23 protein-coding genes and 2 tRNA genes are annotated in these 19455 nt (G+C 22.9%); 9 read left to right on the forward strand and 16 right to left on the reverse strand.

What is annotated here, in order from left to right; translation table 11 throughout:
• Positions 1–31: 31 nt before the first annotated feature.
• The 8 genes from MJ2HA_RS01525 to MJ2HA_RS01560 form a co-directional block, all read right to left on the reverse strand.
• Positions 32–658, reverse strand: a complete 627-nt coding sequence (locus MJ2HA_RS01525; RefSeq protein ID WP_258393504.1) for a nucleotidyltransferase domain-containing protein — start codon at positions 656–658, stop codon at positions 32–34.
• On the reverse strand, positions 636–956 hold the full coding sequence (locus MJ2HA_RS01530) for a hypothetical protein (RefSeq protein ID WP_258393505.1): 321 nt from the start codon (positions 954–956) through the stop codon (positions 636–638). Before MJ2HA_RS01530 ends, MJ2HA_RS01525 begins: the two co-directional genes overlap by 23 nt.
• Positions 957–1044: 88 nt before the next feature.
• Positions 1045–2223: an ABC transporter permease gene (locus tag MJ2HA_RS01535; RefSeq protein WP_258393506.1), complete on the reverse strand. Its 1179-nt coding sequence runs from the start codon at positions 2221–2223 to the stop codon at positions 1045–1047.
• Positions 2210–3649 (reverse strand): COG1361 family protein, encoded by a 1440-nt coding sequence (locus tag MJ2HA_RS01540; RefSeq protein ID WP_258393507.1) that lies wholly within the window; start codon positions 3647–3649, stop codon positions 2210–2212. The genes MJ2HA_RS01535 and MJ2HA_RS01540 overlap by 14 nt, the downstream gene beginning before the upstream one ends.
• 30 nt (positions 3650–3679) lie before the next feature.
• A complete protein-coding gene (locus MJ2HA_RS01545; RefSeq protein ID WP_259369959.1) occupies positions 3680–4375 on the reverse strand; it encodes an ABC transporter ATP-binding protein in 696 nt (231 codons plus the stop codon).
• Positions 4375–5013 carry an HAD hydrolase-like protein gene (locus tag MJ2HA_RS01550; RefSeq protein WP_258393508.1) on the reverse strand — a complete coding sequence of 213 codons (639 nt, stop codon included), beginning with the start codon at positions 5011–5013 and terminating at the stop codon, positions 4375–4377. The genes MJ2HA_RS01545 and MJ2HA_RS01550 overlap by 1 nt, the downstream gene beginning before the upstream one ends.
• Positions 5014–5319, reverse strand: coding sequence for a hypothetical protein (locus MJ2HA_RS01555; protein ID WP_258393509.1), 306 nt, complete (start codon positions 5317–5319; stop codon positions 5014–5016).
• A gap of 23 nt (positions 5320–5342) precedes the next feature.
• Complete coding sequence (locus MJ2HA_RS01560; RefSeq protein WP_258393510.1) at positions 5343–5651, reverse strand: hypothetical protein; 309 nt, start codon at positions 5649–5651, stop codon at positions 5343–5345.
• A 45-nt stretch (positions 5652–5696) separates the two neighbouring features.
• Between MJ2HA_RS01560 and MJ2HA_RS01565 the strand changes: the two genes are divergently transcribed.
• The gene (locus MJ2HA_RS01565) at positions 5697–6368 is read left to right on the forward strand and encodes a metallophosphoesterase family protein (RefSeq protein WP_258393511.1); all 672 of its coding nucleotides are present in this window, start codon (positions 5697–5699) and stop codon (positions 6366–6368) included.
• 9 nt (positions 6369–6377) lie between these two features.
• Positions 6378–7412 carry a hypothetical protein gene (locus tag MJ2HA_RS01570; protein ID WP_258393512.1) on the forward strand — a complete coding sequence of 345 codons (1035 nt, stop codon included), beginning with the start codon at positions 6378–6380 and terminating at the stop codon, positions 7410–7412.
• A 23-nt stretch (positions 7413–7435) separates the two neighbouring features.
• Here MJ2HA_RS01570 and MJ2HA_RS01575 read toward each other — a convergent pair.
• Positions 7436–7536: transfer RNA gene (locus MJ2HA_RS01575), tRNA-Met, on the reverse strand.
• A 54-nt stretch (positions 7537–7590) separates the two neighbouring features.
• Between MJ2HA_RS01575 and rpsK the strand changes: the two genes are divergently transcribed.
• Positions 7591–7986, forward strand: a complete 396-nt coding sequence (rpsK, locus tag MJ2HA_RS01580; protein ID WP_258393513.1) for a 30S ribosomal protein S11 — start codon at positions 7591–7593, stop codon at positions 7984–7986.
• Between the two features lie 66 nt (positions 7987–8052).
• Here the strand turns inward: rpsK and MJ2HA_RS01585 are convergent, their stop codons facing one another.
• Positions 8053–9138, reverse strand: coding sequence for a DHHA1 domain-containing protein (locus MJ2HA_RS01585; RefSeq protein ID WP_258393514.1), 1086 nt, complete (start codon positions 9136–9138; stop codon positions 8053–8055).
• A gap of 36 nt (positions 9139–9174) precedes the next feature.
• On the opposite strand from MJ2HA_RS01585, the gene MJ2HA_RS01590 reads away from it, so the two are divergent.
• Positions 9175–9247: transfer RNA gene (locus MJ2HA_RS01590), tRNA-Thr, on the forward strand.
• Position 9248: 1 nt separating this feature from the next.
• On the opposite strand, the gene MJ2HA_RS01595 is transcribed toward MJ2HA_RS01590, so the two are convergent.
• Positions 9249–9953: a hypothetical protein gene (locus MJ2HA_RS01595; RefSeq protein WP_258393515.1), complete on the reverse strand. Its 705-nt coding sequence runs from the start codon at positions 9951–9953 to the stop codon at positions 9249–9251.
• 63 nt (positions 9954–10016) lie between these two features.
• On the opposite strand from MJ2HA_RS01595, the gene MJ2HA_RS01600 reads away from it, so the two are divergent.
• Both MJ2HA_RS01600 and MJ2HA_RS01605 read left to right on the forward strand, forming a co-directional pair.
• Complete coding sequence (locus tag MJ2HA_RS01600) at positions 10017–10622, forward strand: hypothetical protein (RefSeq protein WP_258393516.1); 606 nt, start codon at positions 10017–10019, stop codon at positions 10620–10622.
• Positions 10622–11185, forward strand: a complete 564-nt coding sequence (locus MJ2HA_RS01605) for an ASCH domain-containing protein (protein ID WP_258393517.1) — start codon at positions 10622–10624, stop codon at positions 11183–11185. Before MJ2HA_RS01600 ends, MJ2HA_RS01605 begins: the two co-directional genes overlap by 1 nt.
• Here MJ2HA_RS01605 and MJ2HA_RS01610 read toward each other — a convergent pair.
• The 3 genes from MJ2HA_RS01610 to MJ2HA_RS01620 are packed head-to-tail and all read right to left on the reverse strand — an operon-like array spanning position 11178 to position 13469.
• A complete protein-coding gene (locus tag MJ2HA_RS01610; RefSeq protein ID WP_258393518.1) occupies positions 11178–12554 on the reverse strand; it encodes a DHH family phosphoesterase in 1377 nt (458 codons plus the stop codon). The genes MJ2HA_RS01605 and MJ2HA_RS01610 overlap by 8 nt on opposite strands.
• Complete coding sequence (locus tag MJ2HA_RS01615) at positions 12551–12934, reverse strand: 30S ribosomal protein S15 (protein WP_258393519.1); 384 nt, start codon at positions 12932–12934, stop codon at positions 12551–12553. The genes MJ2HA_RS01610 and MJ2HA_RS01615 overlap by 4 nt, the downstream gene beginning before the upstream one ends.
• Positions 12935–12965: 31 nt before the next feature.
• Positions 12966–13469: a YbhB/YbcL family Raf kinase inhibitor-like protein gene (locus MJ2HA_RS01620; protein WP_258393520.1), complete on the reverse strand. Its 504-nt coding sequence runs from the start codon at positions 13467–13469 to the stop codon at positions 12966–12968.
• A gap of 128 nt (positions 13470–13597) precedes the next feature.
• Between MJ2HA_RS01620 and MJ2HA_RS01625 the strand changes: the two genes are divergently transcribed.
• On the forward strand, positions 13598–14056 hold the full coding sequence (locus tag MJ2HA_RS01625; protein ID WP_258393521.1) for an archease: 459 nt from the start codon (positions 13598–13600) through the stop codon (positions 14054–14056).
• Here MJ2HA_RS01625 and MJ2HA_RS01630 read toward each other — a convergent pair.
• A complete protein-coding gene (locus tag MJ2HA_RS01630; RefSeq protein ID WP_258393522.1) occupies positions 14023–14934 on the reverse strand; it encodes a hypothetical protein in 912 nt (303 codons plus the stop codon). The genes MJ2HA_RS01625 and MJ2HA_RS01630 overlap by 34 nt on opposite strands.
• Before the next feature lie 52 nt (positions 14935–14986).
• Here MJ2HA_RS01630 and MJ2HA_RS01635 point away from each other — a divergent pair, with 52 nt between their 5' ends.
• Positions 14987–16798 carry a hypothetical protein gene (locus MJ2HA_RS01635; protein WP_258393523.1) on the forward strand — a complete coding sequence of 604 codons (1812 nt, stop codon included), beginning with the start codon at positions 14987–14989 and terminating at the stop codon, positions 16796–16798.
• Entirely contained in the window at positions 16788–18734 is a 1947-nt protein-coding gene (locus tag MJ2HA_RS01640; RefSeq protein WP_258393524.1) for a hypothetical protein, read from the forward strand. The genes MJ2HA_RS01635 and MJ2HA_RS01640 overlap by 11 nt, the downstream gene beginning before the upstream one ends.
• Here the strand turns inward: MJ2HA_RS01640 and MJ2HA_RS01645 are convergent.
• Entirely contained in the window at positions 18731–19453 is a 723-nt protein-coding gene (locus tag MJ2HA_RS01645; protein WP_258393525.1) for a hypothetical protein, read from the reverse strand. The two genes, MJ2HA_RS01640 and MJ2HA_RS01645, sit on opposite strands and share 4 nt — an antisense overlap.
• Positions 19454–19455: the final 2 nt, after the last annotated feature.

A 19455-nucleotide genomic window follows, 5' to 3' on the forward strand; every position in this document is an offset into this window, starting at 1 on the left:
GTTATTATCAGTAACCAATTTTATAAATAATTTATAAATTTGTTTCTTTATTGGAACCATTCTTATTGATTTCTTCAATATCTATATTATAGTTATGTATTTTTTTATATCCATATAATACTGATTTTTCATCAATATGCAAATTAATTTGATATCTTTTACAAAAATCTATTAGATATCTAATAAATTTATCTGAATTTTCTAGCGGTATTCTAATTATCAATGGTTTATAAGAAATTATACTACCATTGAACTCTTCTAATATACCTTTTTTATTTCTATCCTTTCTTCCATTTAAATAATAATAAAATATTTTTCTTTTACTATTATTTGCTTTAATTTCAATTGTCAATTCTTTTTTACTTTTATATTCAAATATATTGTATAATCTTTTATTTAATTTTACAGAATATCCATCTGATAAAATTTCGAAAAATATAGGACCAAGAGAATATAAATTATCTAACTTTACAGATGTAACATGATATCTTTTTACTAATTCCTCATATATCTTTTTATCAAATTCTTTAAATATTATTAATATGTCTATATCACTTGGATTCTCTTTTCCTCTAGTAATGGATCCGAATATAATTATATCGAATATTTTATTATTTAAATATTCTTTTAATTCTTTATATATATCTTCTAACTTCATCTGAATATTCTTTTAATAGTTTTGCTTCTTCATCCGATAATTTATTATAATACGTTTTTCTATATATTTCAAATATAACCTCATATATATCTAGTAGTCTTTTTATTATATTATCTTCTTTTAAACTTTTTAATACATCAAATCTTTCATTATGATTTTTTATCCTTATATTATATCTTTTTAAGTATATATCTATCATTAAGAATATTGCAGTTGCGTAGTCTCTTACTGCAGCAGTGTATCTTTTTTTATTAAAGTTATCATTACCAGATTCTATAAACTCCTCAAATACTTCCATTAAAATATTATTAATTATCTCTATTATAAAGGTTATTATCAGTAACCAATTTTATAAATAATTTATAAATTTGGTTCTTATATGTAAACTATTCATATCTCAATGCAATCATTGGATCTATTCTTGATGCTTTTATCGCGGGTATTGTTCCAGATAATATTCCGATAAAGAAGGGGAATAATAAAGAAAATATAATTAATTGAATAGAAATATATGGTTGTAATGCTGTAAAACCCATAGATTTAAATATAAATCCAGCAATATTTGACATAATATATCCAAATATTATACCAAATATACCGCCGATTAATCCAATTATTCCAGACTCTAATAAAAATAAAAATAATACTTCGTTGTTATCCATGCCTAGAGCTTTTAATAAACCAATTTCTTTATATCTCTCTAACACAGATGTGTACATGGTATTTAAAATATTTATTGCAGATATTAATAAAGATACAGATGCAATTATTAAAGAAAAGATTGTCAATCCACCAACTATACTATTTATTTCACTTTCTAATGATTTTGCAGTTATTATTACATAACTTTGTCCTTTTAAACTATTAATATAATCATTTATAGCTATATATGCCAAATTATAATTATATACTATTATCATTAAATAATTATAATTTATATTACCAAATATTTTTTTATAATAACCTTCTGGAAATATTATCTCATTATTAAATCCACCACCTGTTTCTTGAAATATACCAATTACCTCACATCTTTGATTAAATATATTTATATAATCTCCTACATTTATCTGATCATTTGGATTATTATTACCTTTATATATATTATAACCTATATCTACTTGACATTGATCATTATTATTTATTAATGAACCCTGATATATCTGGTATCCATCATACTTTAAATAATTTATGTATTTTGTGTTTATTACATATACAGTTGCTACTCCATAATTATTATTATAATATATTTCTGTGGATATAAGATATTCAGGTATAGCAATCTGTACACCCGGTAATCTTTGTATATTTTCTAAAAAAGTATTTGATATAAATCCATTTATTGAAGATGAAAAACCTTTACTAACTCCCGGATATATAAATATTACCTTATCACCTAAAGTACTTAATTGATTGGAAATATAATTTTGTAATCCCTGGGATAAAGATACTAATACAAATATTGTTGCTACACCTATAGTAATACCAATGGAAGTTAATAGTGTCCTTAATTTCTTTTTTGATAAATATTTATATATAAATAAAAAATAATCATCTATTTTCATGTTTCTTTCTTCTATAGATATAGTATGCTATTATAATAATTATAACTGATACTATTATAAATAAGAAGCTACCATTATTATTTGTATATTTTATATTTAAATTATATCCAATATCTTTTAATGGTATATTGTATCTTAATACATAATAATTTCCATATATATCCGAATAATATACTTTTACAATAATTGTAGAATTATATAAATAAGAGGGATTTTCAGATGATATAGTATAAACTACAGAATTTGAATTTCCAGGATCTAATTCTCCGATATAGCCTTGATCTGGTGTTATTATACAATTATTTGAACAATAAACATCCATATACATATTATAAGCAGGAGCATATCCATAATTAAATATATTAAATGTTATTGTCCCATCATTATAAGAACCTGATATAGTTATATTTGGATATGTATTAATGTTTTCTATAATATTCCCACTCAAATTATTTAATATCGAATTAGAATAATATTGAATTTGAAATGGTATACTTATTGTTCCATATACATTATTTGGTACTACTATAGTTAATGGTATATATAAATATTGTCCAGGTTTTATTGAATTAATGTATATATTATTATTTTCTATAGATATGTTAGACCCTTCAAAATTTATAGCAATATCATTTATAGTAGAATTTGTGGGATTATATATTGTTAGATTTATTATATTATTTCCAATATTTAAATAAGAGATATTATATAATAATTCTATTCTATTATTTGAGTTTATTATCGGTACATTTACTGATGTAAAATAATTTCCTATATTTCCTAAACTATCTTCATATTGTATATTTATAGGTATTGTACAATAATTGTCTGCATAATTCGGGGGGATAATTAATTGAAAGTTTAATAATTGAGAACTATTTAAATTGTTTAAATAAAATGCGGTTGGTTGAAGTGCACATTCAGTAGAATTTGATTCTATTAATACATTATTTATATTACCGCCATTATTTGTAATATTAAGAGTTATATTTGATATAGCACCATAGTAATTATTATTATAATATATATTATTTATTGTTATATATGGTAAATTTTGTATTATTATTGGATATATTTGAGAAGTGTAACTTACACCATTATTATTTACATAAGAACCATTTATAACAATATCATATGCTCCTGGATTACAAGAGTCATAAACATTTAAATATGTACAATAATTATTATTTTCCTCTAAATAGGGTATATATACACTTGAAGTATTTGAATATAGACAATATGGATAATATATATTTAATGTAATTAAGTTGTCTGTAGATTGATCATTATTCAATATACAAACCTCTAAATTAATGTTATTGTTTGTATTCACAATATTTGGAGATATTTTTGTTATATTAATTTGTATAGAAAATATATTATATGACATTAACAACAGAAGTAATATATATAGCAACTTTTTCATGACTTATAATAATAAAAAATCTTTATAAATCTATTTTAGTAGCTCTAATGCTTCATCTACCGTAGTGTTATCAGATAGGATCTTTCCATTTCTTATCACGACGATTCTTTCTGTTTGTTCAGCAATTCTAGGATCATGGGTTACTATTGCAATAGTTTTTCCTTCTTCTTTATTTAGTTTTTTTAGTATATCTATAACATCATTTGCAGATTTTTCATCTAAATTTCCTGTAGGTTCATCCGCCAATATCAATTTTGGATCATTAGCTAAGGCTCTTGCTATTACTACTCTTTGTTGCTGTCCTCCTGATAATTGATTTGGTAAATTATATAATCTATTTCCTAAGCCAACCTTTTCTAATAATTCTTTAGCTTTATTATTTTTTTTATTAGCGATTTTCGTTATTAATTCAACATTTTCTAAAGCATTTAAATAATTAAATAAATAAAATTGTTGGAAAATAAATCCTATATAATTTTTTCTAATTTTTGATAACTCTTTATCAGATAATTTTAATATATCAAATCCAAATAAATTGATTTTTCCAGAAGTTGGTTTATCTAAACAACCAATTATTGATAATAGCGTACTTTTTCCAGAACCTGATGGCCCCATAATAGAAATTAATTCTCCTTCCTCTACTTCTAGATTAATATTATCTAATGCTTTGATATAAGAATCGCCAATCTTATATATCTTTGTTACATTTTCTAATTTAATTATCATTATATAGATATATTAATATAATTTTTTAATTCAAACATATTTATTATTCTTGGATAATTAATTTCTGGATATCTCCATGCAAGTCTCAAAGGATATGGAGGATAATATACTTTTTTATATAGATTTATTTTTATGCTTATTTTACTTAAGTTTGTATTTTTATCGTCTATATAATATAAATTGCTATCTATATCTTTTAAATATAATAAAGCATCTTGTATATTCTTATATTCTTCAGATCCATATATTAGTATATCTTTAAAATATTTATCTAATCTTGTTTCTTTTATCCTTTTTATTTTAATATCTTTTGTATCATCTGTTGAAGTTACCATATACAAATCAACTTTGTTTTTTATTTTTTCTAAAAATTCTATAGTATCTGGTAATATTATCTGATTTTTAGTTCGAATTTTCCAGTATTGCTCTATTATAAAATCTGGATTATCTTTTATGATAAATCTAATCCATTTACCTCTTTCAAATATCCCAAAAAAGTCTCCTAACTCCTCGATCATTAGCATTGCGTCCACAAAACCATTATTAAGATCTAATTCTTCTTTTATTTTTTCATATATTGATGGTATTATGGTATAACTATCTACTAAAGTTCCATCAAAATCTGTTGCTAAAATCATTTAAAATACTTCTTGGTCTAGTAAAATTTTATATCTCAATATATCCTGTGAAATACTCAGTATATTGTTATTTAGTTTTTTTTGTAATTCGATTATATTTATAAATATTTTATATTCATCTTCCTTTAATAATGGTCTACTTAGTTCCATTTTATTAAAATTTTCTAATTCTTCAGTTATCTCTTCCATGTTATCTATGATCTCTTTTATAGACTTTATATTATTTTTTATATTTTTTAAAACCTGAATTTCTCTTTTATTTAATTCAATATCATGGTCTTCTGCATCTCTTATAGGATCAACCATAATTTAAAGAAATATTTGTTTATTTATAAATTTAATTCTATTTTATTATCATATTCTTTTGTTATATCCCATATTCTTAATTTTTTACTATATATACTTTTTGGTTCTTTTGTATTATCATCTATAACCAACACTATAGTTCCTGTAATTAATTTATTTTGTCCAATACTCTCTTCTATTTTGAATCCAAATCTTTGTAGTAATTTTGTGAATTCTTTTTTATATTTATTTATAATATCCTTATCTTTTGCTGATATTGCTCCATAAAAATTTCTAATAAAACTCCTACCAGTTGGATTAACAGGCCTTAATATTTCTATTTCTATCTCCATAAAATTTTATTAATAAATAAAAATTTAAAGATAATAGATCTTTAGATGAAAATATTAGTTAGTAGTGATCTCCATTTACCATATAATATGAAGGAAATTTATGATTCTATAAATAAGATAGATGAGAATATAGATATTATAATACTTGCTGGTGATATTATAGATAATAAGCAGCATATATATTTAAAAAAGATATATTATATGCTTAATCAAAAATTTAATAATAAAAAAATATTTTCTACATTTGGAAATAATGAAGCTTCTTTTTTATTAGATGATAAAAATTATAAGGACTATTATAAAAAGGAATATAACAGTTTTATATGGTTGGATTATGATTTTTATGATTTGGGAGATTACTATATAGTTGGTTTTGAGGGATTTCCGGATAGAACTTGGAAATTGAGTAATATATCAGAGATAAAAAAATATTATATAAGTAAATTAAGAAGTATATTCGAGAAATTAGACAAAAAGATAATAGTATTTTCTCATTATGGACTCTCAAGAGATACTGTATTAGGTGATCCTGGTCCTTTATGGGCTTTGTATTCTCCTGATATACAAAACTTGATAGAAGAATATTCTGATAAAATTATTATTGGTTTTCATGGTCATGTTCATCAGGCTGCGAATATAAGAGCTAAATTAAATAATACAGAAATTTATAATGTTGCATTTCCTATACATAAAAGATTTTTAATATTTGAAGTCTAATTTTTATTTGTGGAATGTTCTATATTTAAAGAAGTAAATAATTATCTAAAAGATTATAGCGAATTGTATAATTTTTTTAATCAATATAAAGACAGGATATTATTTAAGGATAAAAGGGAGATAAAAGAGAAAGATTTCCTTGTAGAAGCTTACTTTAGTTATAAAGAAAATAATATTATTCTGCCGAATGAGTTTTGTAATGTAAAAAAATCTATGATCTTTAAATATAAATACTATTATTCTTTATATGCTTTTATTCATGAACTAATACATGCATATGACTATAATAAATTAAATATTTTTGACCCTAAGGTAGGGGAATTAAAAGCAGTTGCTCTGGCTCTGGTAATCATAAATAATACATATATATCAAAGAAGGTTATAAAACAAACTTATAATATTAATCCATTGAATTATGTATATATTAATGCCTTAAATTATCTAATTATAGGATTTAATTCTTCTTATAATAATATAAAGGAGATTTTTAGATCAATAAATAGATCTACTTTAGATGATAAGTTGAATAATACTAAAGATATTTTATATAATTATCTCTTAAGTAAAATAGATACAATAGTAATATATGATATTAAATTGCATAATTATGAAAGACTTCATGAAGATATATCAAAAATTATAAAGGAATTGGTTGAAAATGATTATAATCCAAAAGATTATAGCTCATTGGATAGGATCTTAAATAAAATCTTAGAGTATTTAAGGGCATTCTATAGAAATGAAGCTTTCATATTAATAGATAAGATTTTCAGATATATAAACTCTTATTATATAGGAGCTAGATTAGGTTATTTTTTATTAAAGATATCTAAAAATCAGAGAAGATATTATTTTTATGAGATTTTAAATATAAGAAGTCTTAATGAACTTATAGATATAGTAAAAGAAATAGAAATAAATTATGGATTTAATGGTAAAATATATATTTCTATTTTTGCAGATGATAGGAGACTTAAAGAGTTGAAAAGAAAATATGAAAAATTTTCATTAAAATTTGGAGAGAAATTTATGAAAGGAACATAGGAAATAAAAGTAATTTTTATATATGTCGCCGGGGGGAATTGAACCCCCGACCTCTTGGTTTCTCACAGACTCATCTTATCCTTTGGTTATGAGCCAAGCGCTCTGACCTCTGAGCTACGGCGACATATTTTGTTAAGTAAATTATAAGTTTTATAAAAGTTTTATTTATAAAAGAACTATGGCAGATAAGGAGAGGTGGGGTATTGCATGGATATATTCAAATAAAAATAATACAATAGTTCATATTACAGATATCACCGGTTCTGAAACATTTTCTATAGGTTCTGGAGGTATGGTTGTATTAGCTCAAAGGCTTGAAGGTACACCAACTGCAGCAATTTTAGCAGCTAAGAATGCGGCACAGAAAGCTATGGAGAAAGGAATTACAGGTGTTCATGTAAGAGTAAGAGCTCCTGGTGGACATAATGGTCCGTGGGTACCAACGCCCTCTGCTCAATTTGCAATAAAAACATTAATTACTTCGGGGTTAAAAGTTGGTGTCGTAGAAGATATAACTCCAATACCACATGATCATTGTAGGAGGAAGGGTGGTAAGAGGGGTAGAAGATTATAAATTTTTTATTTTATATAAATATCAATAAATTTCTTTATAGCTCTTTTTATTGCAAATAAATAAAATTTAATTTTCTTCATTTATAGATAATTTTTTTTCGAAAAAATCAAATAAATCTTTTATATTATTTTCATATATCAGTCCTCCCGCTGCTTTTGGATGACCACCACCGCTGATACCATATTTTTTTGAAAATTCATTCATTAATATTCCAACATCTATCTTTTTATTATTTTGATATCTTACTGATACTGCATATTTTCTTTTTCCTTTTTTAAATAATCTATTAAATAGACCTTTATCCTTTAGAGATAATACTATTATTAATTTATTTGGCTTAAATGCGGATACTACGGTAGATAATACACCAGAGGATTTAGCTTCAAATGCAACCATCTTCTCTGATTCATATAATTTTTTAGAATCAGATATTCCTGTATAATATCTTAATCCACCTTTTTTTAATTTTTTAATGTCTATTTCTTTTATAAAATCTTCTATACTTAATGCCTTATCTATATTCTCTGCTATATCATATGGATGTGCTATTAAAAATAAGTAAAAATATACAAAATATGGCATTGTAAAATTAACTCCATTATATAATGATCTATAGTTTTTTATTAAATCTTTTATTAATTCTTCATCATTTTCGAACATAAAATCGCCTATAGCACCTATGGATGCTATTAATGAATATCTTCCGAATTCGTTATTGAATATATTTTTTCCTATTTTATATACTATACTTGTTGTACATATTTCCATATTAAATAATGCTCTTACATCAAAATATATCATATTTTCTGGAATATTATCTGGAACCTTTCTTTTATGGTGGTCTAAATATATAAAATTTATATTATTATTTTTTTCAGCAAATTTTAATAATTGAATATCATCCATTGGAGTATCTAGGAATATTATTGTTTTTATATCTTTGTTATTATTTATTATTCCATATAATATCCTTGTTAAATCTTTATTGTTTTCTCCCTTCAACCTGAAATATTCCATATATTTTTTATTTAATTTATTTAGTATTATTTTCATTAAACTTAAAGACATCTTTCCATCCAAATCACTATCAGCTACTATTAGTATTTTTTCTTCTGAATTTTTAATTATATCCGAAACTTCCTTAAAATCCATAAAATAAATAAAATATCCTATATATTTATAAGTAATGCTCCGATAGCTCAGTTGGTAGAGCGATGGATTCGTAATCCATAGGTCTCGGGTTCGAATCCCGATCGGAGCACTTATCTCCTATTTTTGTTTCTATAATAATATTGGTAATTATTATAGTAATTATAATTACCATACTGATTATTATAAGCATTATTATAGTATCTATTGTAGTTTTGATAATTATAATTTTGTCCATAGTTATTTGAGTAATTATATTGATTATAATCTTGATAATTATTATTTATATCATAATTATTATCATCCTGTTCTATCTCTTCATCTATAAATGATGGTAAATATTTATCTATTAAGTATACAATTAAATATATTATAGGAAAGAAAGCTATTATAGATATTATATTATTTATATTAAAACTGGACAGGTTATACATAAAAGGAGTTAGAAATATCTGAAAATATGCGAATACTCCTGTCTTTCCCAATAATTTTGCAATTTTTTTTCTTTTAGCAGCAGATATTAATATAAAAATTGATAATGATAAGAACCCCAATGCTATAAATAATTTTGGTAGATCATAAATATTACTTGTTTCATATAATTCTCTTAACCAATCTATAGATACCCAAGAAAAGATTATACTATTCGCCAATGCATGACTATAGTGTATACCTTCTTTTTCTACGAAGTATTCCATACTAATCCAAGTAATATATGTAGGATAAGTAATCCATATAATTTGTAGATTTGTTATGGTAAGGATTAGGATATTTAACCATGAATCTACTATATTTAGTAATATAATTGTTATATCCATAATATATATTTAGGAAATTTTGTAATATATTAATTTTTTAAATATTATTTGGAAGATAAGTATATGGGTTTAGGAATCGCATTTTATGTATTATTCATGTTAATTGATATTATAATATCTATCTGGAATTCATATAATGTTGGAAGATCTTTAGAATATATGAGAATAAATAATATATATAATGATTGGCCTCGATTAGTCTCTTATTCTACATTGGTTTTATCATTTGCTGGTGCAGCATATGGCACTACAGGAATATTATCTATAATAGCATATTATTTCTCATATATAAGTTCTAATACCTTAATTTCAGTTCTATCATTATCATTCTTAGTTTTTGGATTATTAATTATATTATTTGGTATAGTGGTTACAGTTAATAGTATTATAGTAGCATATAAAACAAGAAACTTTTGGTCCGTCCTTGTAGCATTATTTAATAGTATATCAACAATCTGGAATATATTTATATACATAGAAGGATTTTCTTATGCCATAGAATCATTAAGGGACATATCTAATGATAGAGATTCGCAAAATGCGCTTGCATTGATAATTATCGCTGCAGTATTAATATCATTTTTCTTAGTTTATGGTGCATATAAATATGGAAAATATTCATTGTACAAGAATACTGTAAGTATTAATCCATCGCCAATAGACTATTAATGAAGAATATACAATTTTATGGTAAATATTTAGAAGATATATTATCCGGTAAGAAAAGAATAACGATAAGACTATCGAAGGGGGGTTTTAAGATTGGTGATATATTTATACTTCACGCAGGCGGAAAAGCAATTGGAAAGTATAGAATAAAAAATATATATACTAAGAAGTTGTATCAGATTACGGATGAAGAGGCTAAATTGGATGGATATAATAATAAAGAAGAGCTTATTAATGAAATTTTAAGAATATATAAAAATATAAATATTAAAAAAGAGGTTGTAATAATTGAATTTGAACCATTAGAAATATTTAAAACAGATATATCTTCTGAAGAATATGCATGGGGTGGGCAAAAGGTAGATATCATAAAATTGGCGAATTTAATATTAAAATATGATGACCAATTAACTTCAAGGCATAAAGAACTATTAAATATATTAATAAAAGAAGGAAGCCTTAGAAAAGCTGCATTATCCCTAGGTAATATAAAAAAGAGAAATTTATTTAGAAAAATATTAAAAAAAGGATATGAAAGATTGAAAAAGAAAAAGATTATATAATATTTTCTTGTCTTAAACTGATCTTTATACTTTTTATGAATTCTTCATAATTATTTATATCTAATAAAAATCCACCAAAGTTATCAAAACTAGAATATGATATAATCTTATTTTCAAATAATCTTCTTATAATATTATTTATTATTCTTTTATTTTCAATTTTTGATCTTATTAATCCTCTATAATAATTATTATTCTTAAATAATACTATTATTGCCTTATCTTTTAGTATCCCTTCTTTTATTAATAAATCAACCAATAAGGATATATAATAACCATTACCATAATTTTTTTCAATTTTTATTATTTTTATACCATTTTCATTAATTGTTTCAAATTTATTCTCTATTATATCATATAAAGATTTTGAAAAATTTGATCTAAATATAGTCTCAGAATCTTTTAATATATCTATTGGTATTTTTTTGAGGAAATATAGTATTCCATATAAATTTTTTGATTCTATTAAACTTTCTATAGAATATAGTACTTCATTTAAATCTCCAATTTCAGTATTTTTATTTATTTTATATAATTTTCCTATTAAATCTTCAGTTCTATTCAAATTATATTTTAATTTTAATTTTATTATATTACTAACTATTTTCTTTATATCCTCCTCTGATACATCTTCGTACATGATATTTGCAGTTCCTTTTTTATCTACATTTATACCTTTCAATAAATCTAAAGCTTTTTCATCACTTCCAGTAATATATGGTATATAAAAATTATATGAATTACTTATAGATTTATATAATGGCTTTTTATATATCCCGGGTAGATTTAATCCTAGATTTTCTATAATTAACTCATCTTCTTTTAGTTCATTCAAAATTTCATTATTTATATTAGAAAAATCATATATATTACCAATTAAAGATAAATATAATAGCTCTTTATTATGAGACATATTTTTAGATATATAATATAATATATTTGAGGTAGATACTTCCTTATAAGAATCAAGATTAAATATCGTGGGATTTAGGTTTACAACACTATTGATTTCTAGATCCTTGGATACTAAATAATGATGATCTATTATATATATTTTTTTATTTATATCTTTATTCATTTTTATTAGTATATCTGAAAATATAGATCCAGTATCTATAAAAAATATATTATCATATTCATAAGAATCTTTTTCATATAATAAGGATCTTACTTCATCGTATTTTATAGAATCTATATACGTTAGATGTACTTCTGCATTTTTTCTATATAGAGAATTTAGTAACAATATAGAAGAAGATATTCCATCAGGATTCAAAGATGAAAATATCAGGAAACTTTTATTATTTTCTATTTCTTTCTCTATTTTATTTGTTAAATCTTCTATATATGATAAAAATCTATTGTTCATGAAGATGCATACATCTTTGCTAGATCTCTAGAATACTCAAAAGATTTTGGTAATTTATTTCTTTTCTTATAATATTTTATTAATGATAATACTTGGGTTTCTATCTCCTCTAATGATTTTTTTGTAACCTTATCCTGTTTGTTACTTTCTAGATGTTTTAATATTTTACTTATTCTCTTTAATAAGAATAATAAATCTTCTGGTATATCATATTTTATATTTATAGATTTCATATATCTGGTAATTTTCGTTTTATATAACTCTTTAAAATTTACACCCTTTTGATCTTTTATATATTTACCTATGTATGATGAAGTATAACCTTTATTATGCAAATCTTTTATTATATTGTCAATTTCTTCCTTTGATACATCTTCCATAAATACCTAGATTATAAAAATATTAAAAAAACTATCTTTTATACAAGCCTATAAAATACCCATAACCGATAATATTCTCTTCATTTATATTTTTTAGAAAATCATTAATATCATACCCAGGTTCTATGATTTTATTCAATAATAGTACTATTGTATAATATCTATGTTCTTTATCTCCTCTTGGCGGGCATGGACCCAAATAGCCAATTTTATTAAAGTCATTTATCCCTTGTATACATTCTATACCACTAATTTTTATAGATCTTGTCTTTTCTATATTTTCAGGTATATTATTTACTTTTCCCTTTATATATAATATCCAATGCGTGAATATACCTCCAGGAGCATCCGGATCTTCTAATAATAACAGAATACTTTTTGTTTCTTCAGGTATATCATTTATATAAATACCAAAAGATTTATTTTCTCCTTCGCATGTATACTCTTTTGGTATAAATTCCATATTTTTAAATGCCGAAGAATATACATTTATAATTTTTGTATCATCTCTTATTTTTATATTTAATAGATTCATAATAAAATATTTTTTAAGAAAAAAATAAAAATAAAATTTTATATGATGAAAGAATTATGTCTGAAAAATGATGATCTGTTCGGTCTCCTGAATTATAAAAATATAAGAGTTTTTTATATAATTAATTAATGACTGTTTTAAGAGAATATGAATATGAAGACCATACAGCCGATATAAAAGTTATTGGATATGGAAATACTCCAAAAAGAGCTATAGAGGCTTTGGTTTTGGGTATTAGTAATTTAATATATAATAGCGAGAAAGTAGAAAAAAAGGAATCTTTCGATTATGATCTAGAAGGAAAGGATATATTAGATATAATATATAAAGTGGCAAAGACTGTCTTAGAAGATTCTTTCTTTAATAAAAATCTTGCTATAAGGGATATACGAGTTAAAAATTTGAAAAGAGTCCGATTAGAAAGTAGAAAATATAAATGGTACTGTAGATTTTCAGTATATGGAGAAAAATATGATAAAGATAAACATGAATTTAGAAAGGAAGTTAAAGCTGTTACACTACATGATATAAATATAACAAAAATTAAGAAAACTTATTGGACAGTTGAATTGGTAGTAGATGTATAAGCTATTTCTTTTAATTCCTTTCTATGCTCAAAATATTTATATATAGGTATATTTCCAATTAGATAGTATAATAAATCGAATATTATTCCTATAGATAGTACTAAAGAGAATTCTTTAACAGATGGCTCTGGAACTATTAAATATAATATTATTAAGGCATATAATGCAATGATCTCCATAGCCATTCCAACTCTAAAGGACATTTTTATCCTTTCTAGAAATGTTTTTTCCTTTTCCTTTACAATATTCGTTGATAATACTACATTATTATCTATTGCAAAACCTAATATCATTAGCATAGCTATAAATCCATTTGCACCTATTGGGTAACCAGTTAAAGATAGTACTGTCAATAGTCCTAGAATATCAAAAGCGATTGTAGATATTATATTTAAAGTAACATTAGATATTCTATATGCCAAAAATATTATAAATCCAGAAAGCATCATTACTATAATTACAAACTGTGCAAATTGATTAAATATCAAATTTCCTACAATTGATGAATATTGCTGTATTGATATATCTGAAGGTGATAACTGAATATTATATTCTGAATTAATTAGATTTACTAGTTCTGTTTCATTTATCTGGTTTTTTGATTCAATATATATTATATTTGGAGTATTATATAATACATATTTTGATATATTCATTTGATTAAGAATATTATAAATTTCTGTATTTGTTATATGGTTGTTATTTATTAATGTTATATATCCTCCAGATATTGTTATAGATTTATTAATAATATATCCATTTTTAAAGGAATTGTATAATAATATACTTCCGAATAATAAAAAAAGTACGATTGATATTAATATAAACTTTTTATAATTCTTTTCTATAGAAGATAATAATTTTTCTAATATATCCATTTTACAATATTTTTAGAAAAATATTTAAATCTATTTAGTAGAAATAAATAGTATGAGATCTTTTAATTATCTTATAGAGATTATATTAGTTATATCTCTGGTATTAGCTTATGCTATCTATATCAAATTTCCACAAAATCCAGGTACTTATATAAATATTTTTAATAAATACTATACTCTGTATTCTGGTCTTGCTTCAACATATAATTATAATATATTATCTTATCTAGAAAATAATAACTTCGATATAATATCTTCTATTAATTATTTTATCTTTTCAGACGTATTATCTTCTTATGATGAAAAAATAGATATTTATAGTAGTTTAAAATTATATAATATAGAGAATTATTCTTGTTATGAGTTTTTATATCCATTTCCATACCTGGGTCCTGGCTTGTCGTATACTACTACAGTTAATAATCAGAATGAAAATTATTTTTTAATAGATAATTATAATGGAGATTATTGTACAAATATAAGTTCGTCGAATGACTGGTATTATGTAGTAGTAAATTATTATAATTCTACTAATATATCGATAATTTTAAATCAATCATATTTATATAATAATACTATAGATCCATACTCTATATTTGCATATACATATAATCAAAATCCATTATATATTAATTATGTAAATATAAGTTATATTACAAATCTTCTTGGTTCGTTTCCTATATTAAATATATCCTTAAGTTTACCTTTAAATTACAATCAACCTTTATTAATAATTTTTAGAGCAGATAATAGTACATATAATTATTTAACGAATTTTAATAATTATCAATTATCTAATAATATTCCTTCAAATATAGTTGGTTATTCTATATCTCCTTTTAGCTGGGAAACACTATATATATCTTCTCAATGTTTAGATCAATCAAAAATATTATATTTTAATAATTATACATATTTTCAATTATTAAATTCATCATATTATCCATCTCAATTATCTGGAGCTACTTCTATAACTGCTGTTGCTTGGATATATGTAAACAATTATTATTATTATTCTAATTGTGCATCTGGAGAAAATTATGTAAGTGCATTAGCTACTATAGGAGTAACTTCTTATACAGCATCAACATTTAGACAAATATTATTGCCAATTAATGGAAATTATTATCTAGGAATAGATGAAAGTGGTACAATTGGTTATTTGCCAAATTATATATTACCATTAAATCAATGGATATTTGTATTTTGGGAATACAATTCTTCTAGTGGGGAATTTTATGCAGGATTTATAAATCAAACAGGATTATATTATGGACAATTACAACCAGCTCCCGGATGGAGTTCTCTACAACCATTAAATTTATATTATCCTCCAAATGAGACAATATATCTAGGAACACCAACTTCATTATATTCTTCTTCTCCAGAATGTACTTTTAATGGATATGTATATAAAATAGCATTTTATAATAATTTTTTAACATTAAATCAGATAAAAAATATATATTATTCTAATAGTTTTAGTTTATATAATCCTGTAGTAGAATATATAAGTTCAAATTATAATCAAAACAATAATATTTTATATGGAAATAATCAAAATTACAATTTAGAGGGATATAATGTTGGAGGATATAATATTTTTGAAGATCCTGTAACAGAATTAGATATAAAATATTCATTGCCATTAAATTACCAAGAGTATATAACTTCTAGTAGCATAAATATTTCATCATGTTATCCAATAAATATAGAATATTCTAATAATTTACAACCTAATATACAATATAATTTTTGGTCTTATTTCAATGTAAATCCAGTACCATCAGGATATAATTTATATAGTAATATTGTTTATCCATATGGCCTAAGTTTTTCAAAATTCACAATATATGGCTCGTAGTCAATTATATCTATATACATTTGTAGTAATTCTAGTATTAGTATTATATTTTTTATCCTATATAAATACATTGTCCGATGAATTTCAATTTTACTCAAGTTATTATCCAAAATACGGTGAGATATATAAACTACAATATGGAAATAATATATATGAAAATATATTAAATTTATATGGATCAACATTAATTCCAATTACTGTTTATTATAATTGTTCTTATAGTAATATAGAAGTTCCTAATTATTTTAATTCTACACATGTAATCGTATTAAATTCTATATATCAATTTTTACCAACATCTGCAGGTATTAATGATGTATTTTTTAATATAATAAATAATTATTCTACATCTTATTCTAATAATTATTGTGTATTTAATGGATATGAAGCTTATAATAGTAATTTTAATATTTCTTTAGAATTTAGCGGAAATCCTGCATATTATACATATTTTTATAATAATAATGTATTTTCTATAGATAATTATTATTTAAATAATTTAAATAATATACAAAATACATATAATTTTAAATATATAAATAATTATGATTGTTTATACGGAGAAATATCGGAAAATGATATCCAGTATAATTTACCTACAATTTCTATAAGTTATTTAAATTTATCTAATGCTACTATTAGTAATAATATAATAAGTGTGAATATATTAAATAATAATATATGTCCAGTAAATTTAAATGATATATATTATGGTTCTTATAATATTTCTAAATTTGATTATAACTTTAATACTTCAAATAACAATTATATAATAAATTCTGGTCAACAAATATCAGCAAATTATAATTATACATATGATACTTTATACTTTTGTTTAGAGTCTTTAGGTATGGAAAATTGTGTACCAATTAATAATCTTCCAATAAATTATTATGTTCCAATAAATATATATAATAATCAAAACATTGCTACTCCAGAACCATTTCAGCAAGAAATATATATACCAAATACTCTTAATTTATCCAGTTATATAGATAGTAATGGACAAAATATATTATTTTTTAATCCATATAGTGGTCAGTTATATTATTCTTGGTTTGAAGGAGATAATGGTACAGGTTATATTTGGTGGATAAATATACCTACAGGCATTAATGCTAATAGTAGTATTATAATAAATATAGGAATAGGAAGTACTTCAGAAGATTATTATCAATTATATTATCCATATGTTGGTGCATCATATAATGTTTTAGGAACATTTAATTATGATAATATTGGATATGTAATGAATCCGGGATTGATGTATCAAATATATGTTAATTATAGTAGTTGGACTACTCTTTCCTGGCCAATCCAATATGAAGCACCATTAACTCCGGGTACTTGTATTAATAATAATGGATATTTATATTGTGCTAATTGGAATGTAGATATAAACGGATCATTACCTTCACTAGGAACAACCCAAAATGTTAATGGAAATAGCGAACCATATGTAGAAGTGAATTGGCAATGGTTGTATTCGGGAGGCTCTCCTTACCCAAATCCTCCAATATCTAACCCAAGTCCAGAAGGTGTTAATGAAGAAGATTATGGATGGATGATTAACTTTATAGGATTCGTTCAAGTACAACAATCCAATACATATATTTATTCTGGAGATGATGATGGTTTTTCAATTACTTATTCTGTTTTTCCAGAACTATATGTAGGATTTTATAATTGGACTACAGATAATCCAAATTATGTAATATCTCCAAGTTCTGCATATTACATACACGCTTTTACAGTTTATAGTGGTTCAGTACCAGTAGGAGATTATGCGTTTGGATATTATTATTTTGAGGGTTCGATACAGGCTTATACTTCTTTATGGTCAAATAATCCTGTATATTATTATTCTCCTGCTTTACCACCAAATGGAGTTATGCCTTCTATTTCAATAGGAAATATAAATTCCTGGCCACCCTAATATTCTTTACAATCTTGATAAGGATATGATATTATATAAAATCCTTTTGTAAAATAATCTTTTCTTTTTGCTAATCTAGTTCTAATAATTTGTTCCTTAAATATTCTATTTAAATAATTTAAGCTATAATATAATCCAAGAACCTTATAAAAAGAATATAAATGATATCTATTTGGTACTTCTTCTTTTTTCTCTGCAAAAGATCCAATTAAAATATTTAAGTATTTTTTTTCAGCAAATTCTATAAATTTTTTATAATTATAAAACAGTTCTAAATCCTTTTTTATAGTATTAATATCAATTAAAAATGATAAATTATTTTTTTTAATTTTTTTCATAGAAGAATAACTTATTCCATAAAAATAATATTTTTTACTTTTTCTAATAAAATTATTTATTCCATTATAAAAATATTTTTCAGATATCTTTTCATTATAATTAAAATCTTTTCCGATGATATATATTAGATCATTATAATATTTATCTGAATAAAATAATTCTGATGCAAGATTTAATGATTTATCTAGATTATCATTATTAATTAAGGCACAATAAAATATATTTAATTTTTTATAATATAATATATTTTTTATTTTAAATATATCTAGATCCTTTTTATCATTAATATAATAACATAAAACTATATTTTTTATTTTATTTCTATAATATTCCTCTAATAATTCTTCTTCATTATCATTTGGTAAACAAAAATCATACATAA

The sequence above is a fragment of the Nanobdella aerobiophila genome (genome assembly GCF_023169545.1).
Classification (GTDB): domain Archaea; phylum Nanobdellota; class Nanobdellia; order Nanobdellales; family Nanobdellaceae; genus Nanobdella; species Nanobdella aerobiophila.